The organism is Candidatus Palauibacter sp. (assembly GCF_965237495.1).
In the GTDB taxonomy this organism is placed as follows: Bacteria; Gemmatimonadota; Gemmatimonadetes; order Palauibacterales; family Palauibacteraceae; genus Palauibacter.
In genome coordinates, this window is record NZ_OZ250143.1 from 3,730,093 (window position 1) to 3,748,200 (window position 18,108).

The following is an 18,108-nucleotide window of genomic DNA, read 5'->3' on the forward strand; positions in this document are numbered from 1 at the left end:
CTTGGCCTCTTGTCTTAGGTCAGGTTTCGTCGGCCCATTTGAAGCGGCGTTTGAGATCGTTGCAATGTGAGCGTGGCAACAGGCCTTCGTGCTGCAATCGCCCCACCACGATGCCGGGAGACACGCCGCACTCACGGGCGAAGGTCTGGATCTTGCCTTTGCTGTATGGTCGCAGATGTCGCAACCGCTCGTACGCTGCCCGAGGGATCAGGGTATCAGCTGCCCAACGATTGGCTTCTTCTTCCTGCTCTCCCTCGTGTCTGTGTGCCTCCAGGAAAATCAGCTTCTTGCCATGGAGGAGGATGTGCGCGGCTTCGTGAAAGAACGTGAACCAGAGATGGTCGTCCGTGCGATACCGGAGGCTCAACTGGATTAGCGCCCTGTCCGGAGCAACCCAACGCGTGGCGCCGCTCGCGCGACAACCCGTGAACTCGGGAACGAATACGACGATGACACCGGCACGCGCACAGCTGGTCACGAGCCTGTCCTGGAAGACCTCCGGTCTTTCCCGCGTAAGGGATCGAGCCTCGCGGAGCGCGGTCAGGAAAGCTGCTCGACGGTATGGTTGACCGGTCACCTCGCCAGCCTTCTGCAGGCCTTGCCGCAACCAAACCGCCAGCGCGCCCTCGTCGACATCGAAGACCATCGATTTTCGGAAGGCGACGTTTTGAAGGGCAACGAGTTCCGACCACTGCCCTGGACTGGAGACGCCGAGGAACGCCAGCAGTTCGCGCACACGCTCGGGCTTACTCGCCCCCCGTCGGAGCAGGTCTCGCTTCACCATCTCCGAGATGGGGAATCTTGAGAGCCACGACACCTGCCGGGCCAACTCCTTCTCCTGCGCTCGGCGCGCAAGATACTGCCGATAATGTTGCTCCCGGGTATTCCAGAAAGCGGCCGGCACTCCCAACACCAGTTCGAGCTGCAGAGCGGTGTCAACCGTAATCGCCGCCTTGCCGTTGACGATTTCGCTGACGGTCTTTTTTGGTCGTCCCATACGGGTCGCCAACTCCGACTGCGTCAAACCCCGCTCACTCAGCAGGTCCCTCAGGGTGTCGCCGGGTGGCGACACCACCTCGGGGGCATACTGGTTCTGAACCGACTCACTCATGGGTATCCTCGACTCCGAGAATTCTTCGAGGTTATCGGCCGCTCGGAGATCGTCGAGACGGCGCCGCACTCTCGCCGCTCCATCGGCCCCCCAGAGCCGGTTCCCCTCGCGAATCGAAGTGCACCGCTTCTCAAGCCGCTTCGTCTTGAAAACGATGTCCAATCGCTGGCAACCTCGGCACCATCCATAAGCATAATTTATTAACCCTAAAGGTTATCACGAATCCTATTTAGCGGTCCTCTATGTCGCAAGAACCTCTTGAAGTTCAATCCGCCGGACCGTCAGAACGGAGCCTCGGGAAGAATCTCATCCCCAACGCGTTCGATCCTGTTACTGTGAGCGGTCGTCAAGCACCCGTCATCGGAACCGGATCGGAGCCCTCCGCTGCACGAAGCGAGCGCGGCACTCGCCACGCCCACGACCAGCCTCGCCCCGCGCTTCGCGTTGCGGCCGAAGGCGGTCGTGGCGCTGATCGTCGTCTCGCACATGTCGATCGACGCCTACACGGCGTTCCTCCCGCCGCTCCTGCCCCGGATCATGGACAGCCTCGGACTGTCCATCACCCTGGCCGCGACGCTGCACACCGCGCTCTCGATCGCGACCGCGCTCCCGCAACCGGCCTTCGGCTACCTCGCGGATCGGTTCGGGAGACGCGCCTTCCTGGCCGCGGGTCCGATCGTTGGAGGCATATTCCTTTCCCTCATGGGAATGGCGCCCAGCTACCTCGTCCTGATCCTCCTCCTCATGGTGGGCGGACTGGGGTCGGCCGCCTTCCATCCACCGGGCGCCTCGCTCGTGGCGCGCGCGGGGGATGGCCGGGGGAGCGGCGTGCGGATGTCGATCTTCTCCTTCGGGGGGGCGGCGGGCTTCGCGGTGGGGCCGATCAGCGCCGTCGCGATCGTCGGCCTGTTCGGCCTCTCGGGCCTCTGGATCGCGATGATCCCCGGCGTCCTCTTCGGGATCGCGCTCTGGTTCGGCGCGAAGGGCCGGACCCGCGTGGGTCCCGGCACCCCGCCGCCTCCCCCGATGGAGGTGATGCGGATGCTGAAGGGACCGCTCGGTCTCGTGTTCGGGATCTCGGTCGTCGGATCCTTCGCGCAGAAGGCGATCCTCACCTTCATCCCCATCATCGCCCACCGCGCGGGCGTGAGCGAGACGGCGGGCGCCGTGGTGCTCAGCGTCTATCTCGGCGCGCAGGGGCTGGGGACGCTGACCTCGGGCTTCCTCACGGACCGCCTCAACCGGCAGCACCTCCTGACCGCGGTCAGCGTGCTCGCCGTGCCCACGCACATCCTCGCCCTCACGCTGGTGCCCGCGAGCCCGGCGGCGATCGTCATGGCGGTGTGCGCGGGCTTCCTCAACATGGCGCTGCTGCCCCCGATCGTCGTGATGGCGCAGGAGATCCTCCCCTCGGGGACGGCGGCGAGTTCGGGCATCGTGATGGGGCTGGCGTGGGCCGTCGGCACGCTGGGGATTCCGGTGGTGGGCGGGTTCGCGGACGCGTTCGGGCCCGTGTTCGCGGCCGCCTGGGCGATGCCGCTCCTGCTGCTCGGGGTACTCTTTGCCATGCAGCCGTCGCTTCGTCCCTACTGTCGAGCCCGATGATGGGATGATGGATCGAAAACGATGGACCGGAAGACGATGAACCGACCCGTACCGTTCCCCGCCATTCTGGCAGGCGCCGTTCTGGCTGCCTGCGGGGGGTCGCCGCCCGCCGACCCGGCCGACCTGATCCTCGTGAACGGCCGCGTGATCACGCTCGACGCGGAGAGCCGCCTCGCGGAAGCCGTGGCCGTGCGGGGCGAGCAGATCGCGGCGGTCGGCTCCACGGCCGAGATCGAAGCTCTGGCGGGCCCTGAAACCCGGCGCATCGACCTGGCCGGACGCGCCGTCACGCCGGGCCTCATGGACGCGCACGTGCACTTCGCGAACGGGGGCGCGAACCGGCTGTACCGCCTCGATCTCAGCTACCCGAACGTCGAGAACATCGCGGACGTGCAGGGCATGGTCGCGGAGCAGGCCGGGCAGCTGGCCGAGGGCGAGTGGGTGCGGGGCGGCGGCTGGGACGAGGGCAAGCTCGAGGAGTTGCGCTACATCCATGCCTCCGACCTCGACGCTATCGCCGCGGGGCAGCCCGTGTGGCTCGCCCACACGATGGGACACTATGGCGTGGCCAACTCCCACGCCCTCGACATGGCGGGCATCACGGCGGCCACCCCCGACCCGCCGGGCGGCACCATCGACCGCGACGAGACCGGGCAGCCGACCGGCGTCCTCAAGGAGTCCGCCATGGGGCTCGTCACGCGCCTCATCCCCCGTCTCGGCCCCGAGGAGCAGCGCGAGGGCATCCGCGCGCTGGCGGACGAGTTCAACGCCGAATGCATGACGGGCGGCAAGGACCCGGGGATCGGCCGCGCCACTTGGGACGCCTACCGCGACGTGCTTGCCGACGGCGATCTCACCGTCCGCATCTTCGCGCTCTGGCGCGGGCGCGAAGGGACGCTGGAGGAGATCCGCGCCTACGCCGACAGCCTCGCGACCTTCACCCGTCCGTACGAGTCGACCGGCGACGACCGGCTCATCCCCGGCGGGGTCAAGCTCTACATCGATGGCAGCGGCGGCGCCCGCACCGCTTGGCTGTACGAGGACTGGAACCGGGACCACACGGGTGCCGACACCGGCAATCGCGGCTATCCGACCATGGACCCCGGCGAGCTGCGACAGCGCTTCCGGGCCTACCACGACGCGGGCCTCCACGTCTCCATCCACTCGATCGGCGACCGCGCGATCGACTGGACCGTCGACAGCTTCATCGAAGCGCTGGAGGCGACCCCCGCCCGGGGCCTCCGCCACGGGATCATCCACTCCAACATCCCCACGGACCGCGCGCTGGACGCGATGGCCGAACTCCAGCGCGAGTGGGAGGCCGGCTATCCCGAGCCGTCCCCCACCTTCACGTGGTGGATCGGCGACACCTACGCGGGCAACTTCGGACCCGAGCGAACCCTGCGCCTGAACCCGTTCCGCTCCTACCAGGATCGGGGCATGATTTGGGCCAGCGGCTCCGACTACTTCGTGACGCCGTACCCCGCGCGCTACGGAGTGTGGGCCTCCGTCGCCCGCCAGCCCCTGCTCGGCGTGTACGGCAGCGAACCCTACGGCACCGCGGAATCCGTGGACGTCGAGACGGCGCTGCGCTCGTTCACGACCTGGGTCGCCCACCAGATGTTCCTCGAGGAGAAGGTGGGGACGATCGCGCCCGGCAAGTACGCCGATCTCGCGGTCTGGGACCGCGACCCCCTCACCGTGCCGACGATCGAACTGCGTGACATGTCGTGCGAGATGACCGTCTTCAACGGCGGAGTCGTGTTCGACCGATCCGCGGCGCTCGATCCCTAGCAGGCCGTGGAAAAAGTCGCGATGTCCCGCGCCGGTGTTGATGGTCGATCTCGCTGCGGGAGTTTCTGGGCTACGGTCTGGCGAAGACGCCGCCGGAGCATTCGACGCTGTCGAAGACGCGCAAGCGGCTGAGCCTGGAGGCCCACGGGGCGGTGTTCGGCTGGGTGCTGGAGCGGCTGCGGGAGTCGGGGCTGCTGCGGGGCAAGACCGTGGGGGTGGATTCGACGACGCTGGAGGCGAACGCGGCGATGCGCGCGATCGTGCGGCGTGACGACGGGACGGAGTACGACGCGTGGCTCGAGGAACTGGCGCGGGAGTCGGGGATCGAGACGCCGACGCGGCAGGACCTTGCGAAGCTGGACCGCAAGCGCCCGAAGAAGGGATCCAACAAGGACTGGAAGCATCCGCACGACCCGGAGGCGCGGATCACGAAGATGAAGGACGGCAGGACCCGCCTGGCGCACAAGCTCGAGGTGGGGGTGGACATGGAGACCGGCGCGGTGGCGGGCGTGACGGTGCAGACGATGGACGGCGGCGACACCGCGTCGCTGCCGGTGACACTGGACGAGACGGAGCGGCGGCTGGCGGAGGTGGGAGCGGAGCCGAAGGAAGTGGTGGGCGACAAGGGCTACCACTCGAACGCGACCATGACGGGAGTGAAGGACCGCGGGCTACGCAGCTACGTGAGCGAACCGAACCGGGGCCGCCGGAAGTGGAAGGGCAAGCGGGATGCGCAGAAGGCGGTCTACGGCAATCGCCGGCGGATCCGGGGCAACCGGGGGAAGCGGCTGCTGCGGTGGAGGGGCGAGAGGCTGGAGCGGACGTTCGCGCACCTGCTCGTGAGCGGAGGGTTGCGCCGCGTCCACGTTCGCGGGCAGAAGGAGATCCGAAAACGCTTGCTGGTTCAGGCCGCAGCCTTCAACCTCGGGCTGATGATGCGCGCGCGCTTCGGCTTCGGTACCCCGCGTGGCCTGCAGGGCCTCGCGGCAGCGGCTGCGGCCCTCGCCGCCGCCTGCGCACACCACTTTGCAACCGTTGTCGGCCAAATCGGGCGCATTTTCGGCCTCCATAGCCCCAGCACCGGCTCCTACCGCCCCTCAGGCCGCCTCGTGCACAACCAGACCGCGCTCACTCGGCCACCGCCGTTCACAAAATCGGTGCCTTGGCGGGCCACTTCTTCCACGGGCTGCTAGCGGCCTGTGGCGAGACTCCGCGTCAGCGCCGAGACGGGCGAGGCGCTCGATTCGCGACGCCCGGCCGTTTCACGTCGCCCGGCCGTTGGCGCGCTCGCCGCGCTCGCGCTGGCGGGATTGGCTCTCCCTCGGAGCGCCGTGCCGCAGCAGCCGGTAGAGATCGCGGGACACCTCCTCGACGCCGGCACCGGAGCACCCATCTCGGCGGCGCTCGTCTCCATCCCCGCGCTGGACATCTCGACGCTCACCAACACGGACGGAGCGTTCCATCTGGTCGTCCCCGCCGGCTCCCACACGTTCGAGATCCGGCACATCGGCTACGGTACGCGGACGACCGAGGTCGAGGCGCGGGCCGACGGCACACTCTCGCTGGAGTTCCGCATCGAACCGGCCGCGATCGAAGTCGCCCCGCTCGAGGTCAACGTCGAGTGGAGACCGTCGTACCTGGAGCAGGTCGGTTTCTACGAGCGCCGGGCGCACGGCAGCGGCAGATTCTACGATCCCGAGGACATCCGCCGCGGGGGCGACGGCCTGATCGTCGGCTGGCGAAACATGAGCGAGGCCATTCTCAACATGAACCGGTCCGGCGGCGTGTGGTGCGCTCCACAGATCCTCATCGATGGCCGCCGGGACCGCGTTGGCCTCATGACCACGCTCGCCCATCACCGAATGGGAGGCGTCGAGGTCCACGCCGAGCCGCACAAGGTGCCGGGCCTCGTGCCTCTGATACGCGCGGCGGGCGAGAATCCGTTCTGCCCCACGGTCATCGTCTGGACACGACAGTGGCTGACCGCGGCCGAGCTTGAAGAGCGGCGGATCGTTCTCTGCGAGCCCGGCCCCACAACGGAACGGGCTCCGCTCGTGGTCGAGGGGACGGTCACGGATGCGCTGACCGGCATTCTCCTGCCCCGGGCGACCGTGACGGCTTGGATCACGGAACCGGGCGGCCGGCGGCGCGAGAAGGAGACGACCGCCGACGACAACGGTCGCTTCCGGTTCTGCGACCTCGATCCGCGGACGGACGTGAGCATCTGGGCCAGGTTCGCCGGCCTCAGCGGCGAACTGGCGCCCGTGGCGGCCGAGACAGCCCCCGTGACGCGGGATCTGGTGGTCCCCATCTCTCGTCACGGCCACGTCGCCGGCCGCGTCTTCGATCTCCGGCGAGGCGAACCCGTGCCGGGGGCCGAGATCAGGCTGGCGGCGGCCGCGGCCGCACCGGCCCCCGGCGACCGTGGCCCGCCCGCGGAGGCCGGGTATCTGACGACGAGCGACGAGCACGGCCTCTTCGCGATCCCGGACCTGATCCCTGGGGACTACCGGCTCGCCGTATCCCACCCCGACGCCGGTGTCGCCGGAGAAACCATCCCGGTCCCCTCCGGTTCAACGGTGGATGTCCGCGTCGAACTCGACCCCACGCCGCCTCCCGCGCCCGACGCCGCCTCGCCCGCGGCGGGGCCGCGGATCGTGGCCGAGCGGCGGCATCCGCGTCTCACGGAGGTCGGTTTCTACGAACGCAGGCGGGAGAGCGCGACGCGCGGCCGCGGACACTTCTTCACACGGGAGCGGATTCGGGCCCTCGCGCCCACCCGCCTCACCGACCTCCTCACCGAGGTGGACGGCCTGCGCGAAGTCTGCCCGCGACAGACCTGCCGCCTCGTCTCGCCAAGGGCGGGGAGATGCTCCCACGTGTCCGTCTACCTGAACGGCACCCTGATCATGGATGGCCGCGCCTGGGACTTCGAGCAGGGGGGCGTGGACGACCTGGCGGCTCCGCATGAGGTCGTCGCCATCGAAGTCTACCTCGGGGCCGTCTCCCTGCCCGGGGAGTTCGCCGCTCCATCCAACCGGTGCGGCGCGATCGTCATCTGGAGCGGGTAGCCGCGAACGTGATCCGGGACGGCTGGCGCCGCGACTTCGACGCGACGCTCCTGTACGTCGTGCGGGACGGCGAGATCCTCCTCATTCACAAGAAGCGGGGCATCGGAGCCGGCAAGCTGAACGGCGCCGGGGGGAAGGTGGACCCCGGCGAGATCCTCCTCGCTGCGGCCGTGCGAGAGTTCCGTGAGGAATTGTGCGCGCGCCCGCTCGCCCCGCGAAAGCTGGGAGAGGTGGCGTTCGACGTGGTGGACGGCGTATCGATCCTCATCCATGTCTTCCGCGCGGACGCGCTCGACGGCGAACCTTCGGAGACTGACGAGGCGGTCCCCGTCTGGGCACCCGTCGACGACATTCCGTACGATCGGATGTGGGCGGACGACCGCTACTGGCTGCCGCACCTGCTGGAGAACCGCGCGTTCGAGGCGTTCGCCCGCTTCGAGGGAGACAGACTCCTCGATTGCGAGGTAAGGTGCCTCGACGGCGCCACCCCATGGTGAAACAGGAGAGGAAACCCATGCCGACCCAGCTGCGGAGAATGATCTCCAACCGGATCGCGGTGGTCGCGCTGACCACGTGCGCCGCGCTTCACACCGTCCCCCTCGAGGCCCAGGAACGACCGCTGCTCGGCTTCGGGCCGGAGTCGTCCGCAGCGCAACTGGAGGCCGAAGCCCGCCTCGACGAGAGCGTGCGCGCGAGCAACCTCGAGAGCTGGATGGAGCGCATGACCCGCGAGCCGTTCTTCGTGGGCGCGCCCTACAACTACCAGAACGCGATGTGGGTCGCGGAACAGTTCCGCGACTGGGGCTACGAGGTCGAGATCGCGGAGTACGAGGTCCTCTTCCCCAAGCCGCTCGTCCGTCATCTGGAGATGCTCGAGCCCGAGCCCTTCGTGGCTTCGCTCGAGGAGCCCGAGATCTCGGAGGACGCGACGTCGGGCGTGGCGGGCCGACTCCCGACCTACAACGCGTACTCGGCGGATGGCGACGTGACGGCGGAACTCGTGTACGTCAACCAGGGCATTCCGCGCGACTACGAGGAACTCGAGCGCATGGGGATCGACGTGGCCGGGAAGATCGTCATCGCCCGCTACGGCGGATCGTGGCGCGGCATCAAGCCCAAGGTGGCGCATGAACACGGGGCCATAGCGACGATCATCTACTCCGACCCGCGAGATGACGGCTTTTTCCAGGGAGACGCCTATCCGAAGGGCGCCTACCGGGCGGAGTTCGGGGTCCAGCGCGGGGCGGTGCAGGACATGCCGCTCTATCCCGGCGATCCGCTCACCCCCGGCGTGGGGGCGACGGCGGATGCCGAACGGATGACGCCGGAGGAATCGCCGACCGTGATGAAGATCCCCGTGCTTCCGATCTCCTGGGGTGACGCGCTGCCCCTGCTTCGGGCGCTCGAGGGTCCGGTGGCCCCGCCGTCGTGGCGAGGCGCGCTCCCGCTCACCTACCACGTCGGCCCCGGCCCCGCGATAGTCCGCGTCCATCTCGAGTTCGATTGGGGGCTCGAGACCGCGTACAACGTGATCGCGACGATGCCCGGCACCGACTTCCCGGACGAATGGGTCATTCGCGGCAATCACCGGGACGGCTGGGCGATGGGCGCGGCGGACCCCATCAGCGGGCATGTGGCGATGATGGAGGAAGCGCGCGCCATCGGAGAACTGGCCCAGGCGGGTATGCGGCCCCGGCGGACGATCATCTTCGGCTCGTGGGACGCGGAGGAGCCCGGCCTGATCGGCTCGACGGAGTGGGTCGAGCACCACGCCGACGAACTGCGGGCCAAGACCGTGGCCTACATCAACACCGATGGCAGCAGCCGGGGCTTCCTCGGGATGGGCGGGTCGCACACGCTGCAGAGCTTCATCAACGGCGTCGCCCGCTCGGTGACCGACCCGCAGACCGGCGTGTCCGTTTGGGAGCGGCTGCACGCCTCCCGTGCCGTGGGCGGCGGGCGCCGCGCGGACGATGCCTCGGACATCACGATCAGCCCGCTCGGGTCGGGATCGGACTACACGCCCTTCCTGCAGCACCTCGGGATTGCGTCCCTGAACCTGGGGTTCGGGGGAGAGGGCGGCGGCGGCTCGTACCACTCGCAGTACGACTCGTTCGACCACTACACGCGCTTCGGCGACCCCGGCTTCCAGTACGGCGCGGCCCTCGCGAAGACGACCGCCCGGGCCACGCTGCGACTGGCCAACGCGGACGTCATTCCGCTGAGATTCTCACCCTTCGTGAACAACGTGAAGTCCTATCGCGACGAGGTGATGGCGCTCCTCGACGAGACGCGCGAGCAGACGGAGCGCCGTAACGCGCTGGTGGCGTCGGACGCGTACACCCTCGCGGCGGATCCCACGAAGGCGTACGTGCCGCCCGAGGCGCAGGACGAGGTGCCGTTCCTGAACTTCGCCCCGGTGCAGAACGCGATCACCCGGCTGGAGGCGAGCGCCGCGGCGTACGATGCCGCCTACGACGCCATGTGGGCCGCGCATGCAGCGGCGGCGGCCGGCGGCGACGGCGGCGGTTCAGGCGACGACATGACCGAACATGGAGACGTGCAGCAACGCCTGAACGCCGCCCTCATCCAGACCGAACGTCTGATGACTCACGAGGACGGCCTCCCGCGCCGCAACTGGTTCCGGCACCAGATCTACGCGCCGGGTTTCTACACGGGCTACGGCGTGAAGACGCTGCCCGGAATCCGCGAGGCGATCGAGGAACGTGGGTGGGATGAGGCGTCCGCACAGGTGGAACGCCTGGCCGGCACCCTCACCCGCCTCGCCGACAAGATCGACGAAGCGACCTCCATCCTCCGCGGGTAGTGCAGCCCGCCGGCTAGTTTCGGCTGGCGGCTTGGGCCCTCAATGCTGCCACCCGCTCCTCGGTGGGCGGGTGCGTGGTGAACAGGGACCTGAGCCCTCGGCGGCGGCCCGTGAACGGGTTCACGATCGCGAGTGAGGCCCCCGCCGGGTTCACGTCCATAGGGATGCGGCGCGCGCTCGACTCGAGGCGCTTCAGTGCGCCGGCCAGGCCCATCGGGTCGCCGGTGATCTCGCCCCCGGTGCGGTCGGCCTGAAACTCGTTCCGGCGGCTGATCGCCATCTGGATGATGACGGCGGCCAGCGGCGCGACGATGGCCATGACCAGCATACCGAGCGGGTTGTCGCCGTCGTCGCGCCCCCCGCCGAAGATGAACCCCCAGCGGGCGATGGAGGCGATCATGGCGATCGCGCCCGCCATCGTCGCCGCGACGGTGCCGACCAGCATGTGGCGATGCTTGATGTGAGCCAGTTCGTGCGCGATCACGCCGTCCAGCTCGCGGGACGGCAGCGTCCGGAGGATCCCCTGCGTGAAGCAGACCACCGCGTGCCGCGGATCGCGACCCGTGGCGAAGGCGTTGGGCTGAGGCTGGGGCGAGATGGCCACGACCGGCGCCGGCAAGCCCGCCCTGCGGCGCAGCCGGTCCACCCGGTCGTACAGCTCCGGCGCCTGCGACCGGTCGACGATCCGCGCCCGGTACATGCGCAGCACCATGCGGTCGCTGAACCAGTACATGCCGAAGTTCATGACCGCCGACAGAACGAGGAACAGGAATGCCCCCTGCTGCCCGAACAGCGCGCCTCCCGCGAGGACCAGGACGAGCGTCAAACCCAGCATGAGGCCGAATACTCTGAACATCCGCGATAACCCCTTGTATCTCCAGTCTCGGTCTATGGTCTCAACCCGCTGCGGAGTTGCTACCCCCCGACGCCGCCGGCGTTACAGCCGCCGCGAGCAGGTCGCAGAATACGAATCCGCCCCGCTCCACCACCTCGCCCCGCGTGACCGGAACCGGCCGCGGCAGGATCGGACCCGCCCACACGAAGGTATGGAACTCCCCGTTCTCCCCGCAGGGATCGACCCCCTCCGGGAGATCCGCGACGAACGCGGCATCGAACGCGCGTCCCGCGAACGACGCATCCAGTACCGCCGGGTTGATGCACACGGCGACCGCCTTGAACCCGTCCCGGATGAAGGACTGCGCGAGAACCGCAGTGGGTTGCTGCCAGATCGGGAACAGGCATTCCAGGCCCGAGGCCGCGAGCTGTCGCTCCCGGTACTCGCGGAGATCCTCCAGGAAGATGTCCCCGAAGGCGACGCGCCGGATGCCGTCGTCGTGCAGCCGATCGAACGCCTCGCCCATGGCGCGTTCGTAGATCTCGTTGGAGGACTGCGGCGGGACGACCACCTCGACCAGCGCGACGCCGATGGACGCGGCCTGGTCGCGCGCGAGCGCGCGCCGCACCCCGTGCATGCTCACGCGGTCGTAGGCGTCGGTCACCGTCGTGATCAGCGTCTCCACCCGATAAGCCCCGGACCGCTGCATCGCGTGCAGGGCGAGCGCGCTGTCCTTGCCGCCGCTGAAGCACATGGCGATGCGTTCGCTCATTCCAGGACCCGGGCCTGGAACGCTCCCGTCAGGACACGGCCCTCGCGCTTGACCTGAACCCAGATCGTGTATTCGCCCGGCTGCGGAAAAGCGAACGGAAACTCGACCACGCCGACGGCATCCGAGTTCGACGCTGCCCGGCGGTCGGCCGCGAGGCCCGCCTCGACCCCCGCCCCCGCCATCGGCAGCACGTCCGGCGCGAGCACCGCGAGCGAGCCCATCGATATCGTGCCCGCCGGATGCAGGTGGACGAACACCGCGCCGTCATCCCGCGTGAGCGCGGCGTGGCTGCGCATGCCCATGTAGGGCTCAAGCTGCGCCGGTTTCTCGTCGGGGTCCCAGACCCTGAATGCGAGCACCGTCTCCTCGTCCACCCGAAGCTCCTGATCGCCCTGCCATTCGAGGATCGAGCCATCGTCGAGCCGCACCTCGGAGCCCGGCCCGGAAAGCCCCACGGCAACCCCGGTCCATGTCGAGTCGTCCGCGTCTCGCAGCAGGCCCGCGGGCGCCCCCGGCGGGACATCCCCCGCCTCGGGGGGTGCGAGCGCAGCCGCGTCGACCGTGATCGTGTCGACCACCGTCTGCGCGAAGCCGGACTCGTACACGATGTCACCGTAGATCCGGTACTCGCCCGGCGGCAGGTCCGGCCACGGCACGCGGAACGTGGCCGAATCCACGGGGACCGGATGCACATGCGCGAAGGCGTCCATCCCCGGCGCCCCCACCACGAACATGTGCATCAGCTTGCCGTGATCCGGCACGAGCGGGCTCCAGTCGCGGCCCCGCCAGGCGGGGTCCGTGATCGCGATCTCGAGGGCGGGGGCGCCCCCCACGCGCACCATCACGCCTTCCACGGCGAGGCGCGCGAAGATGCCGCTGCGGGCGTCCCGGTCCACCGCCTCCCACCACAGGTTCCCCAAGTAGAGGAGGCCCGCCACCCCCACGGCGGTGGCGGCCATCGTGATCCGGGCGCGGCGGAGCTGGCGGGAACCCGCCGCTTCCCCTGACGGGAGCTGGCTCTCCCGCACCGCGGCGCCGGCGAGGGCGACGACGCCGGCGACGAGCAGGATCGCGAGTGCGAGCAGGATCCACCCGAGCCCCGGCGGCAGGTCGCGCACTCCGAGCATGACGGACGTCACCGGGACCGAGACCTCCCCGTTCCCGCGGCTTCCCTCCACCGCGATCTCGACGCGGTACGCGCCCACCGTCATGAGCCACAGCTCGGCCGCGTACAGTTCGGGGTCGCCCGCCACGGGGGAGGCAACGTCGGGCGGCGGCGCCCCGCCTTCCGGCGCCGCGTCCCAGCGCACCGGGCGCACGGTCACCCGGTCCACGCCGCCGCCCGGTACCCGAATCGAGATCTCGGCCAGCCCCGGGATGACCTCGGGCGGACGGATGACGACGGAAACGGGGTAGGGACCCGCCTCGCCGGAGAAGAAGACGTTGTTGCTCCCGACGTGCCCCGCCGTCGCGACGTACAGCCCCGCGACGAGCGCCGCCGCGCGCAGGAGGCGGGCGCCCCGACCGCGCCTCACCGGCGGACGCGCGACATCCAGTTGCCGCACCACAGACCCAGGCGGGCCGACGCGAACGCGATCGGAAGCGCCCACCACGCCCCGGCCACGAAGCGTGCCGCCGAGAACTGACCGCCCATGAAGGGACCGCCGTGCCAGAACACGTACTGCCAGTCGCCCGGCCTGCTCGTGTAGCCCCACGTGTCGCCCTGGAAGACGTAGTTCCGCGCCCCCTCCGAGAGCATGAACTCGGCGAAGTACCAGTTGACGACGCCGAAGATGCCCACGAAGGCGACGGCGCCGACCGCCGCGATCCACCAGTCCGTCGACGCCCGGGCGGGCGCCTCGCCCGGCGCGGAATACCGCCGCAGCAGGAGGTCGATCGCGATCGCCGGCGCAAACAGCAGGAGCGGGAACTCGGGCGGCTGCATGGCGGTGACCGGACGGAGGATCGGCGCGAGCAGCGGTTCCGCCGGGAAGAGCGGCAGCACCCACATCATCATCAGCGAAATCCCCGTGTACACCAGGGCCGCACATGTCGCCGGCCAGCGCAACCGTCCGGCGCGCCCCACCAGGAAGAGGAGAAAGGGGAAGACCCCCGCGGTGACCAGATAGAACGTCGCCCCGTGCATCTGGTTGGGGAACGTGTACTCCAGCAGCAGCACCGAGGGCGACATGATCGCCGCCGCGGCGCTGAATACGCATGCCCACGCGAGCTTGCGACGCCCCGCCTCCGAGGCCCGGTTCTGCCACGAGAGCGCCATGAGCATGGCGCCGATCTGGATGGCGTAGATCCCCAGAGCCAGGACCACGTGCGGCGGGCTCAGAATCTGGACGTCGAGGCCGTACGCGTTGTGCCACCAGTCGTCGAGCGGCGCCGAGGTGAGCATGGCGATCGCGCCCCAGATCGCCACCCAGGCCCCCAGCGGCGCCCGAAACCCCCACAGCCGCACCGAGCGTCCGACTTCCGCGTCCGTCCCGGCGAAGGTCGTCTTGAGCGCCAGCCACCCGCACGAGAGTCCCGCCGCCAGCCCGCCCGCGTACACCATCAGGTGGGCGGGCGTCCAGAACGTGTCGCGGCCGATCGTCCGGTGCCACGAGATGTCCCACGTGATGCCCACGATCACGCTCACCGAGGCGAACAGGATCGCGGTCAGAAACCACGGAATACGGTCCGCCGACTCCGCCGCACGCTCGCGCCCCGCGAAGATTGAAGCCGGAGCCGCTGTCGATTCCATCGAAATCCTCTCTCCGGCGCCCGATGAACGACGGCCCCCGGACTATCGACACATCTGCCCTGCCGTCCGAAGATAGGTCTGAACCCGTCGAGATGCAGGAGATTTCATGCCACGACAGAGACGCCTCCGCCCCCTCCGCGCAGGACTCCCCGTCGTATCCGTCGCCCTCGCGGTCGGGGGGTGCGGCGAGCCGGGTTCCCAGCCCGAAGGATCCCTTACGCCGGACCAGGTCGACGAGATCCACGCCCTCGCCACGACCCCCCTGGAGGAGGGACGCGCCGCGGGCATGTCGATCGCGGTCGTGCGCGGGACCGACACCCTGTTGATCGAGGAGTTCGGCCACGCCGACCTCGAACTCGGCGTCCCCACGCCGCCGGACGCGGTCTACGAGGTCGGATCCGTGACCAAGCAGTTCACGGCGGCCGCCGTCCTCCTCCTGCAGGAGGAAGGGAAGCTCTCCCTTGACGACCCCCTCACGAAGTGGCTGCCGGACTACCCGGTCGGGGGTCGGACGGTGACCGTTCGCCGGCTCCTCGACCATACTTCGGGCATCAAGGGCTACACCGAGCTGCGGCACCTGTGGGCCGAGATCGCCCCGCTGGAACTCCCCCGGGACACGCTCGTTACGCTCTTCTCCGCCGAGCCGTTCGAGTTCGAGCCCGGGACCGCGATGACGTACAACAATTCGGCGTACTTCCTCGCCGGACTCATCATCGAGGCGGCGAGCGGGATGAGCTACGAGGACTTCGTCGAGGAGCGGCTCTTCGGAGCGGCCGGGATGGAGAACTCGCGCTACTGCCACAAGGACGAACTCGTCCCCAACCGGGCCAGGGGATACGAGCCGGGAGACGACGGCCTCCTGCCGGCCCCCTACCTCAACCACCTCTGGCCCTACGCCGCCGGCTCGCTGTGCTCGACCGCGCGGGACCTGATGGCGTGGAATCAGGCCCTCCATGGCGATGGAGAGGGAGGGACGATCCTGGGCCCCGAGAGCTACCGGCTGATGATCACGCCCGAACCCCTGCTCGACGGCACCGAACTCCGGTACGCGAAAGGGGTGGCGATCACGGACCGCGACGGCGCGAAGGGGATCCGGCACGGGGGCGGGATCTTCGGTTTCGTGACCGACCTTCGCTACTACCCGGCCGAGGATCTGTCGATCGCGGTTCTGATCAACACCGCCGGGGGCGTCGCGTCGAGCGACATCGCGCAGCAGGTCGAAGATGTGATCCTCGGCCAGAGGGCGGAGGTCATGCCCATCCCGTTCGACGGCGACGCCGCTCCCTATGCGGGACGATACGAGGGCCCGGCGCGCGGGCAGCGCATGGTGGCCGAGGTGGGGATCGAGGATGGGCAGCTGACGATCGACGCCGGCCCGGGTTCGGCGGACGCCCTCACCTGGCTGGGGGGCGACACCTTCGGGCGGGGGAGCAACCGGTTCCGGTTCGTGCGCGACGCGAACGGGGCCGTTGACGAGCTGCGGATGGACGTCATCTCCGGCCATTACGTCCTGCGGAGGGTCGACCCGTGAAGACGACCCGAGCCTGCGTCCCCGCCCTCCTGCTCGTCTTCGCTGCCGCGGCACCGACCGCGGGACAGGATCTGACGACGCTCATCGGGACCGAAACCAGCGAGCTGGCACCCGTTGTGGAGCGCTACAGCACCGACCGCACGGCCCTCGGGCGCCGGTGGAACGTCCCCCACTCTCCGGAGCGCACCCGCCGCTTTCACGACTTCTTCTCCGACTGGCGGCGACGGATCGACGCGCTCGACTTCGAGACGCTGAGCCTCGAAGGGCGAGTCGACTACGTCCTCCTCATCAATGACCTCACGTATCAACTGGATCTCATCGAACGCGAGGCTCGGCTCGCCGCGGAGATGAACGGGTTCATCCCCTTCACCGCGCTCATCGTCGAACTCGAGGAACGTCGGCGTCGGCGGGAGCCGGTGGAATCCGAGGCGGCGGCGGCCCGCCTGGCCGCCCTTCCGGCGGAAGTCGCGGCCACGCGCGAGACCGTGGAGGCGCGGCTGGAGAGCGAGGCGGACCTGTCCCGGATCGTCGCGCTCCGGGCGGTGACGACGCTCGCGCAGCACACGCGTCTGCTCGAGGACTGGTACGAGCACTACGCCGGCTACGACCCCGTCTTCACATGGTGGAACGAGGACCCGTACGCCCGCGCCAAGACCGCGCTCGACGACTACGCGACGTTCCTGCGTGAGACGGTGATCGGATACCGGGAGGGCGAGGACGAACCGATCGTCGGTGATCCGATCGGGGCGGAGGGTCTCGCCGCGGATCTGCGCCGCGAGATGATCCCCTACACGCCGGAAGAACTGATCGCGATCGCCGAGCGGGAATACGCCTGGTGCGAGGAGCGGATGATCGAGGCCTCGCGCGAACTCGGTTACGGCGACGACTGGCGGGCGGCGCTCGAGTACGTGAAGACGCTGCACCGCGATCCCGGCGACCAGCCCCGGATGATCCGGGAACTCGCCGACGAGGCGCTGGCCTTCGTCACCGAACGCGATCTCATCACCGTCCCCCCGCTCGCCGACGAGATCTGGCGCATCGAGATGATGTCCCCGGAGCGCCAGAAGGTGTCGCCCTTCTTCCTCGGTGGGGAGGTGATCCAGGTCTCCTTCCCCACGGACGGGATGGAGCACGAGTACAAGCTCATGAGCATGCGGGGGAACAACGAGCACTTCTCCCGCGCGACCGTGCACCACGAACTGATTCCCGGGCACCACCTGCAGGGGTTCATGACGAGCCGCTTCAACTCGCACCGGCGGGCGTTCTCGACCCCGTTCTGGGGCGAGGGGTGGGCGCTCTACTGGGAGATGCTCCTCTGGGACCTCGACTTCCCGTCGACCCCCGAGGACCGCATCGGGATGCTGTTCTGGCGCATGCACCGCACGGCGCGGATCATCTTCTCCCTCTCCTTCCACCTCGAGCGCATGACCCCGCAGGAGGCGATCGACTTCCTCGTCGAGCGCGTGGGGCACGAACGCGCCAACGCCGAGGCGGAGGTGCGGCGCAGCTTCAACGGCTCCTATTCGCCGCTCTACCAGGTCGCGTACATGATCGGCGGCCTCCAGATCCGGGCCCTGCACGAGCAACTGGTGCAGTCGGGGGCGATGACGAACCGTGCCTTCCACGACGCGATCCTTCGGGGCGGGCGCATGCCGATCGAAATGGTGCGTGCCCGCCTGCTGGGAGAGGCGCCGCCGAAGGACTTCGAGTCGGTGTGGCGCTTCCAAGGCGACCCGCTGCGGCGAAACACGACCTCGCAGGAGACGACCTCGAGCGAGACGACCTCCCGGGAGCCCGCGTATTGACGCGC

The 18,108-nt window shown here is 69.1% G+C and carries 13 protein-coding genes; 8 read left to right on the forward strand and 5 right to left on the reverse strand.

Translation table 11 applies throughout. The annotated features are described in order from the left end of the window. Window positions 1-19 precede the first annotated feature (19 nt). Window positions 20-1,111: a helix-turn-helix domain-containing protein gene (locus ACPXY0_RS16420; protein WP_423926395.1), complete on the reverse strand. Its 1,092-nt coding sequence runs from the start codon at window positions 1,109-1,111 to the stop codon at window positions 20-22. Between the two features lie 462 nt (window positions 1,112-1,573). Here ACPXY0_RS16420 and ACPXY0_RS16425 point away from each other — a divergent pair, with 462 nt between their 5' ends. The 6 genes from ACPXY0_RS16425 to ACPXY0_RS16450 all read left to right on the forward strand — a co-directional run bounded on the left by ACPXY0_RS16425 (window position 1,574) and on the right by ACPXY0_RS16450 (window position 10,408). Continuing rightward, window positions 1,574-2,716, forward strand: a complete 1,143-nt coding sequence (locus ACPXY0_RS16425; protein WP_423926397.1) for an MFS transporter — start codon at window positions 1,574-1,576, stop codon at window positions 2,714-2,716. Between the two features lie 36 nt (window positions 2,717-2,752). Further along, the gene (locus tag ACPXY0_RS16430) at window positions 2,753-4,510 is read left to right on the forward strand and encodes an amidohydrolase (RefSeq protein WP_423926399.1); all 1,758 of its coding nucleotides are present in this window, start codon (window positions 2,753-2,755) and stop codon (window positions 4,508-4,510) included. Between the two features lie 152 nt (window positions 4,511-4,662). Continuing rightward, window positions 4,663-5,703, forward strand: a complete 1,041-nt coding sequence (locus ACPXY0_RS16435) for a transposase (RefSeq protein WP_423926401.1) — start codon at window positions 4,663-4,665, stop codon at window positions 5,701-5,703. Window positions 5,704-5,709: 6 nt separating this feature from the next. Further along, window positions 5,710-7,581: a carboxypeptidase regulatory-like domain-containing protein gene (locus ACPXY0_RS16440; RefSeq protein WP_423926403.1), complete on the forward strand. Its 1,872-nt coding sequence runs from the start codon at window positions 5,710-5,712 to the stop codon at window positions 7,579-7,581. Window positions 7,582-7,589: 8 nt separating this feature from the next. Beyond that, window positions 7,590-8,078, forward strand: a complete 489-nt coding sequence (locus ACPXY0_RS16445) for an 8-oxo-dGTP diphosphatase (protein WP_423926405.1) — start codon at window positions 7,590-7,592, stop codon at window positions 8,076-8,078. A 17-nt stretch (window positions 8,079-8,095) separates the two neighbouring features. Beyond that, complete coding sequence (locus tag ACPXY0_RS16450) at window positions 8,096-10,408, forward strand: transferrin receptor-like dimerization domain-containing protein (RefSeq protein ID WP_423926407.1); 2,313 nt, start codon at window positions 8,096-8,098, stop codon at window positions 10,406-10,408. A gap of 13 nt (window positions 10,409-10,421) precedes the next feature. On the opposite strand, the gene ACPXY0_RS16455 is transcribed toward ACPXY0_RS16450, so the two are convergent. The 4 genes from ACPXY0_RS16455 to ACPXY0_RS16470 are packed head-to-tail and all read right to left on the reverse strand — an operon-like array spanning window position 10,422 to window position 14,767. Then, window positions 10,422-11,264 (reverse strand): zinc metalloprotease HtpX, encoded by an 843-nt coding sequence (locus ACPXY0_RS16455; RefSeq protein ID WP_423926409.1) that lies wholly within the window; start codon window positions 11,262-11,264, stop codon window positions 10,422-10,424. Window positions 11,265-11,304: 40 nt separating this feature from the next. After that, the gene (locus tag ACPXY0_RS16460; protein ID WP_423926411.1) at window positions 11,305-12,015 is read right to left on the reverse strand and encodes an ATP-binding protein; all 711 of its coding nucleotides are present in this window, start codon (window positions 12,013-12,015) and stop codon (window positions 11,305-11,307) included. After that, window positions 12,012-13,550, reverse strand: coding sequence for a hypothetical protein (locus ACPXY0_RS16465; protein WP_423926413.1), 1,539 nt, complete (start codon window positions 13,548-13,550; stop codon window positions 12,012-12,014). The genes ACPXY0_RS16460 and ACPXY0_RS16465 overlap by 4 nt, the downstream gene beginning before the upstream one ends. After that, entirely contained in the window at window positions 13,547-14,767 is a 1,221-nt protein-coding gene (locus tag ACPXY0_RS16470) for a hypothetical protein (RefSeq protein ID WP_423926415.1), read from the reverse strand. Before ACPXY0_RS16470 ends, ACPXY0_RS16465 begins: the two co-directional genes overlap by 4 nt. A gap of 106 nt (window positions 14,768-14,873) precedes the next feature. On the opposite strand from ACPXY0_RS16470, the gene ACPXY0_RS16475 reads away from it, so the two are divergent. Both ACPXY0_RS16475 and ACPXY0_RS16480 read left to right on the forward strand, forming a co-directional pair. Continuing rightward, window positions 14,874-16,298, forward strand: coding sequence for a serine hydrolase domain-containing protein (locus ACPXY0_RS16475; RefSeq protein ID WP_423926417.1), 1,425 nt, complete (start codon window positions 14,874-14,876; stop codon window positions 16,296-16,298). Next, on the forward strand, window positions 16,295-18,103 hold the full coding sequence (locus ACPXY0_RS16480) for a DUF885 family protein (protein WP_423926419.1): 1,809 nt from the start codon (window positions 16,295-16,297) through the stop codon (window positions 18,101-18,103). Before ACPXY0_RS16475 ends, ACPXY0_RS16480 begins: the two co-directional genes overlap by 4 nt. Window positions 18,104-18,108 lie beyond the last annotated feature (5 nt).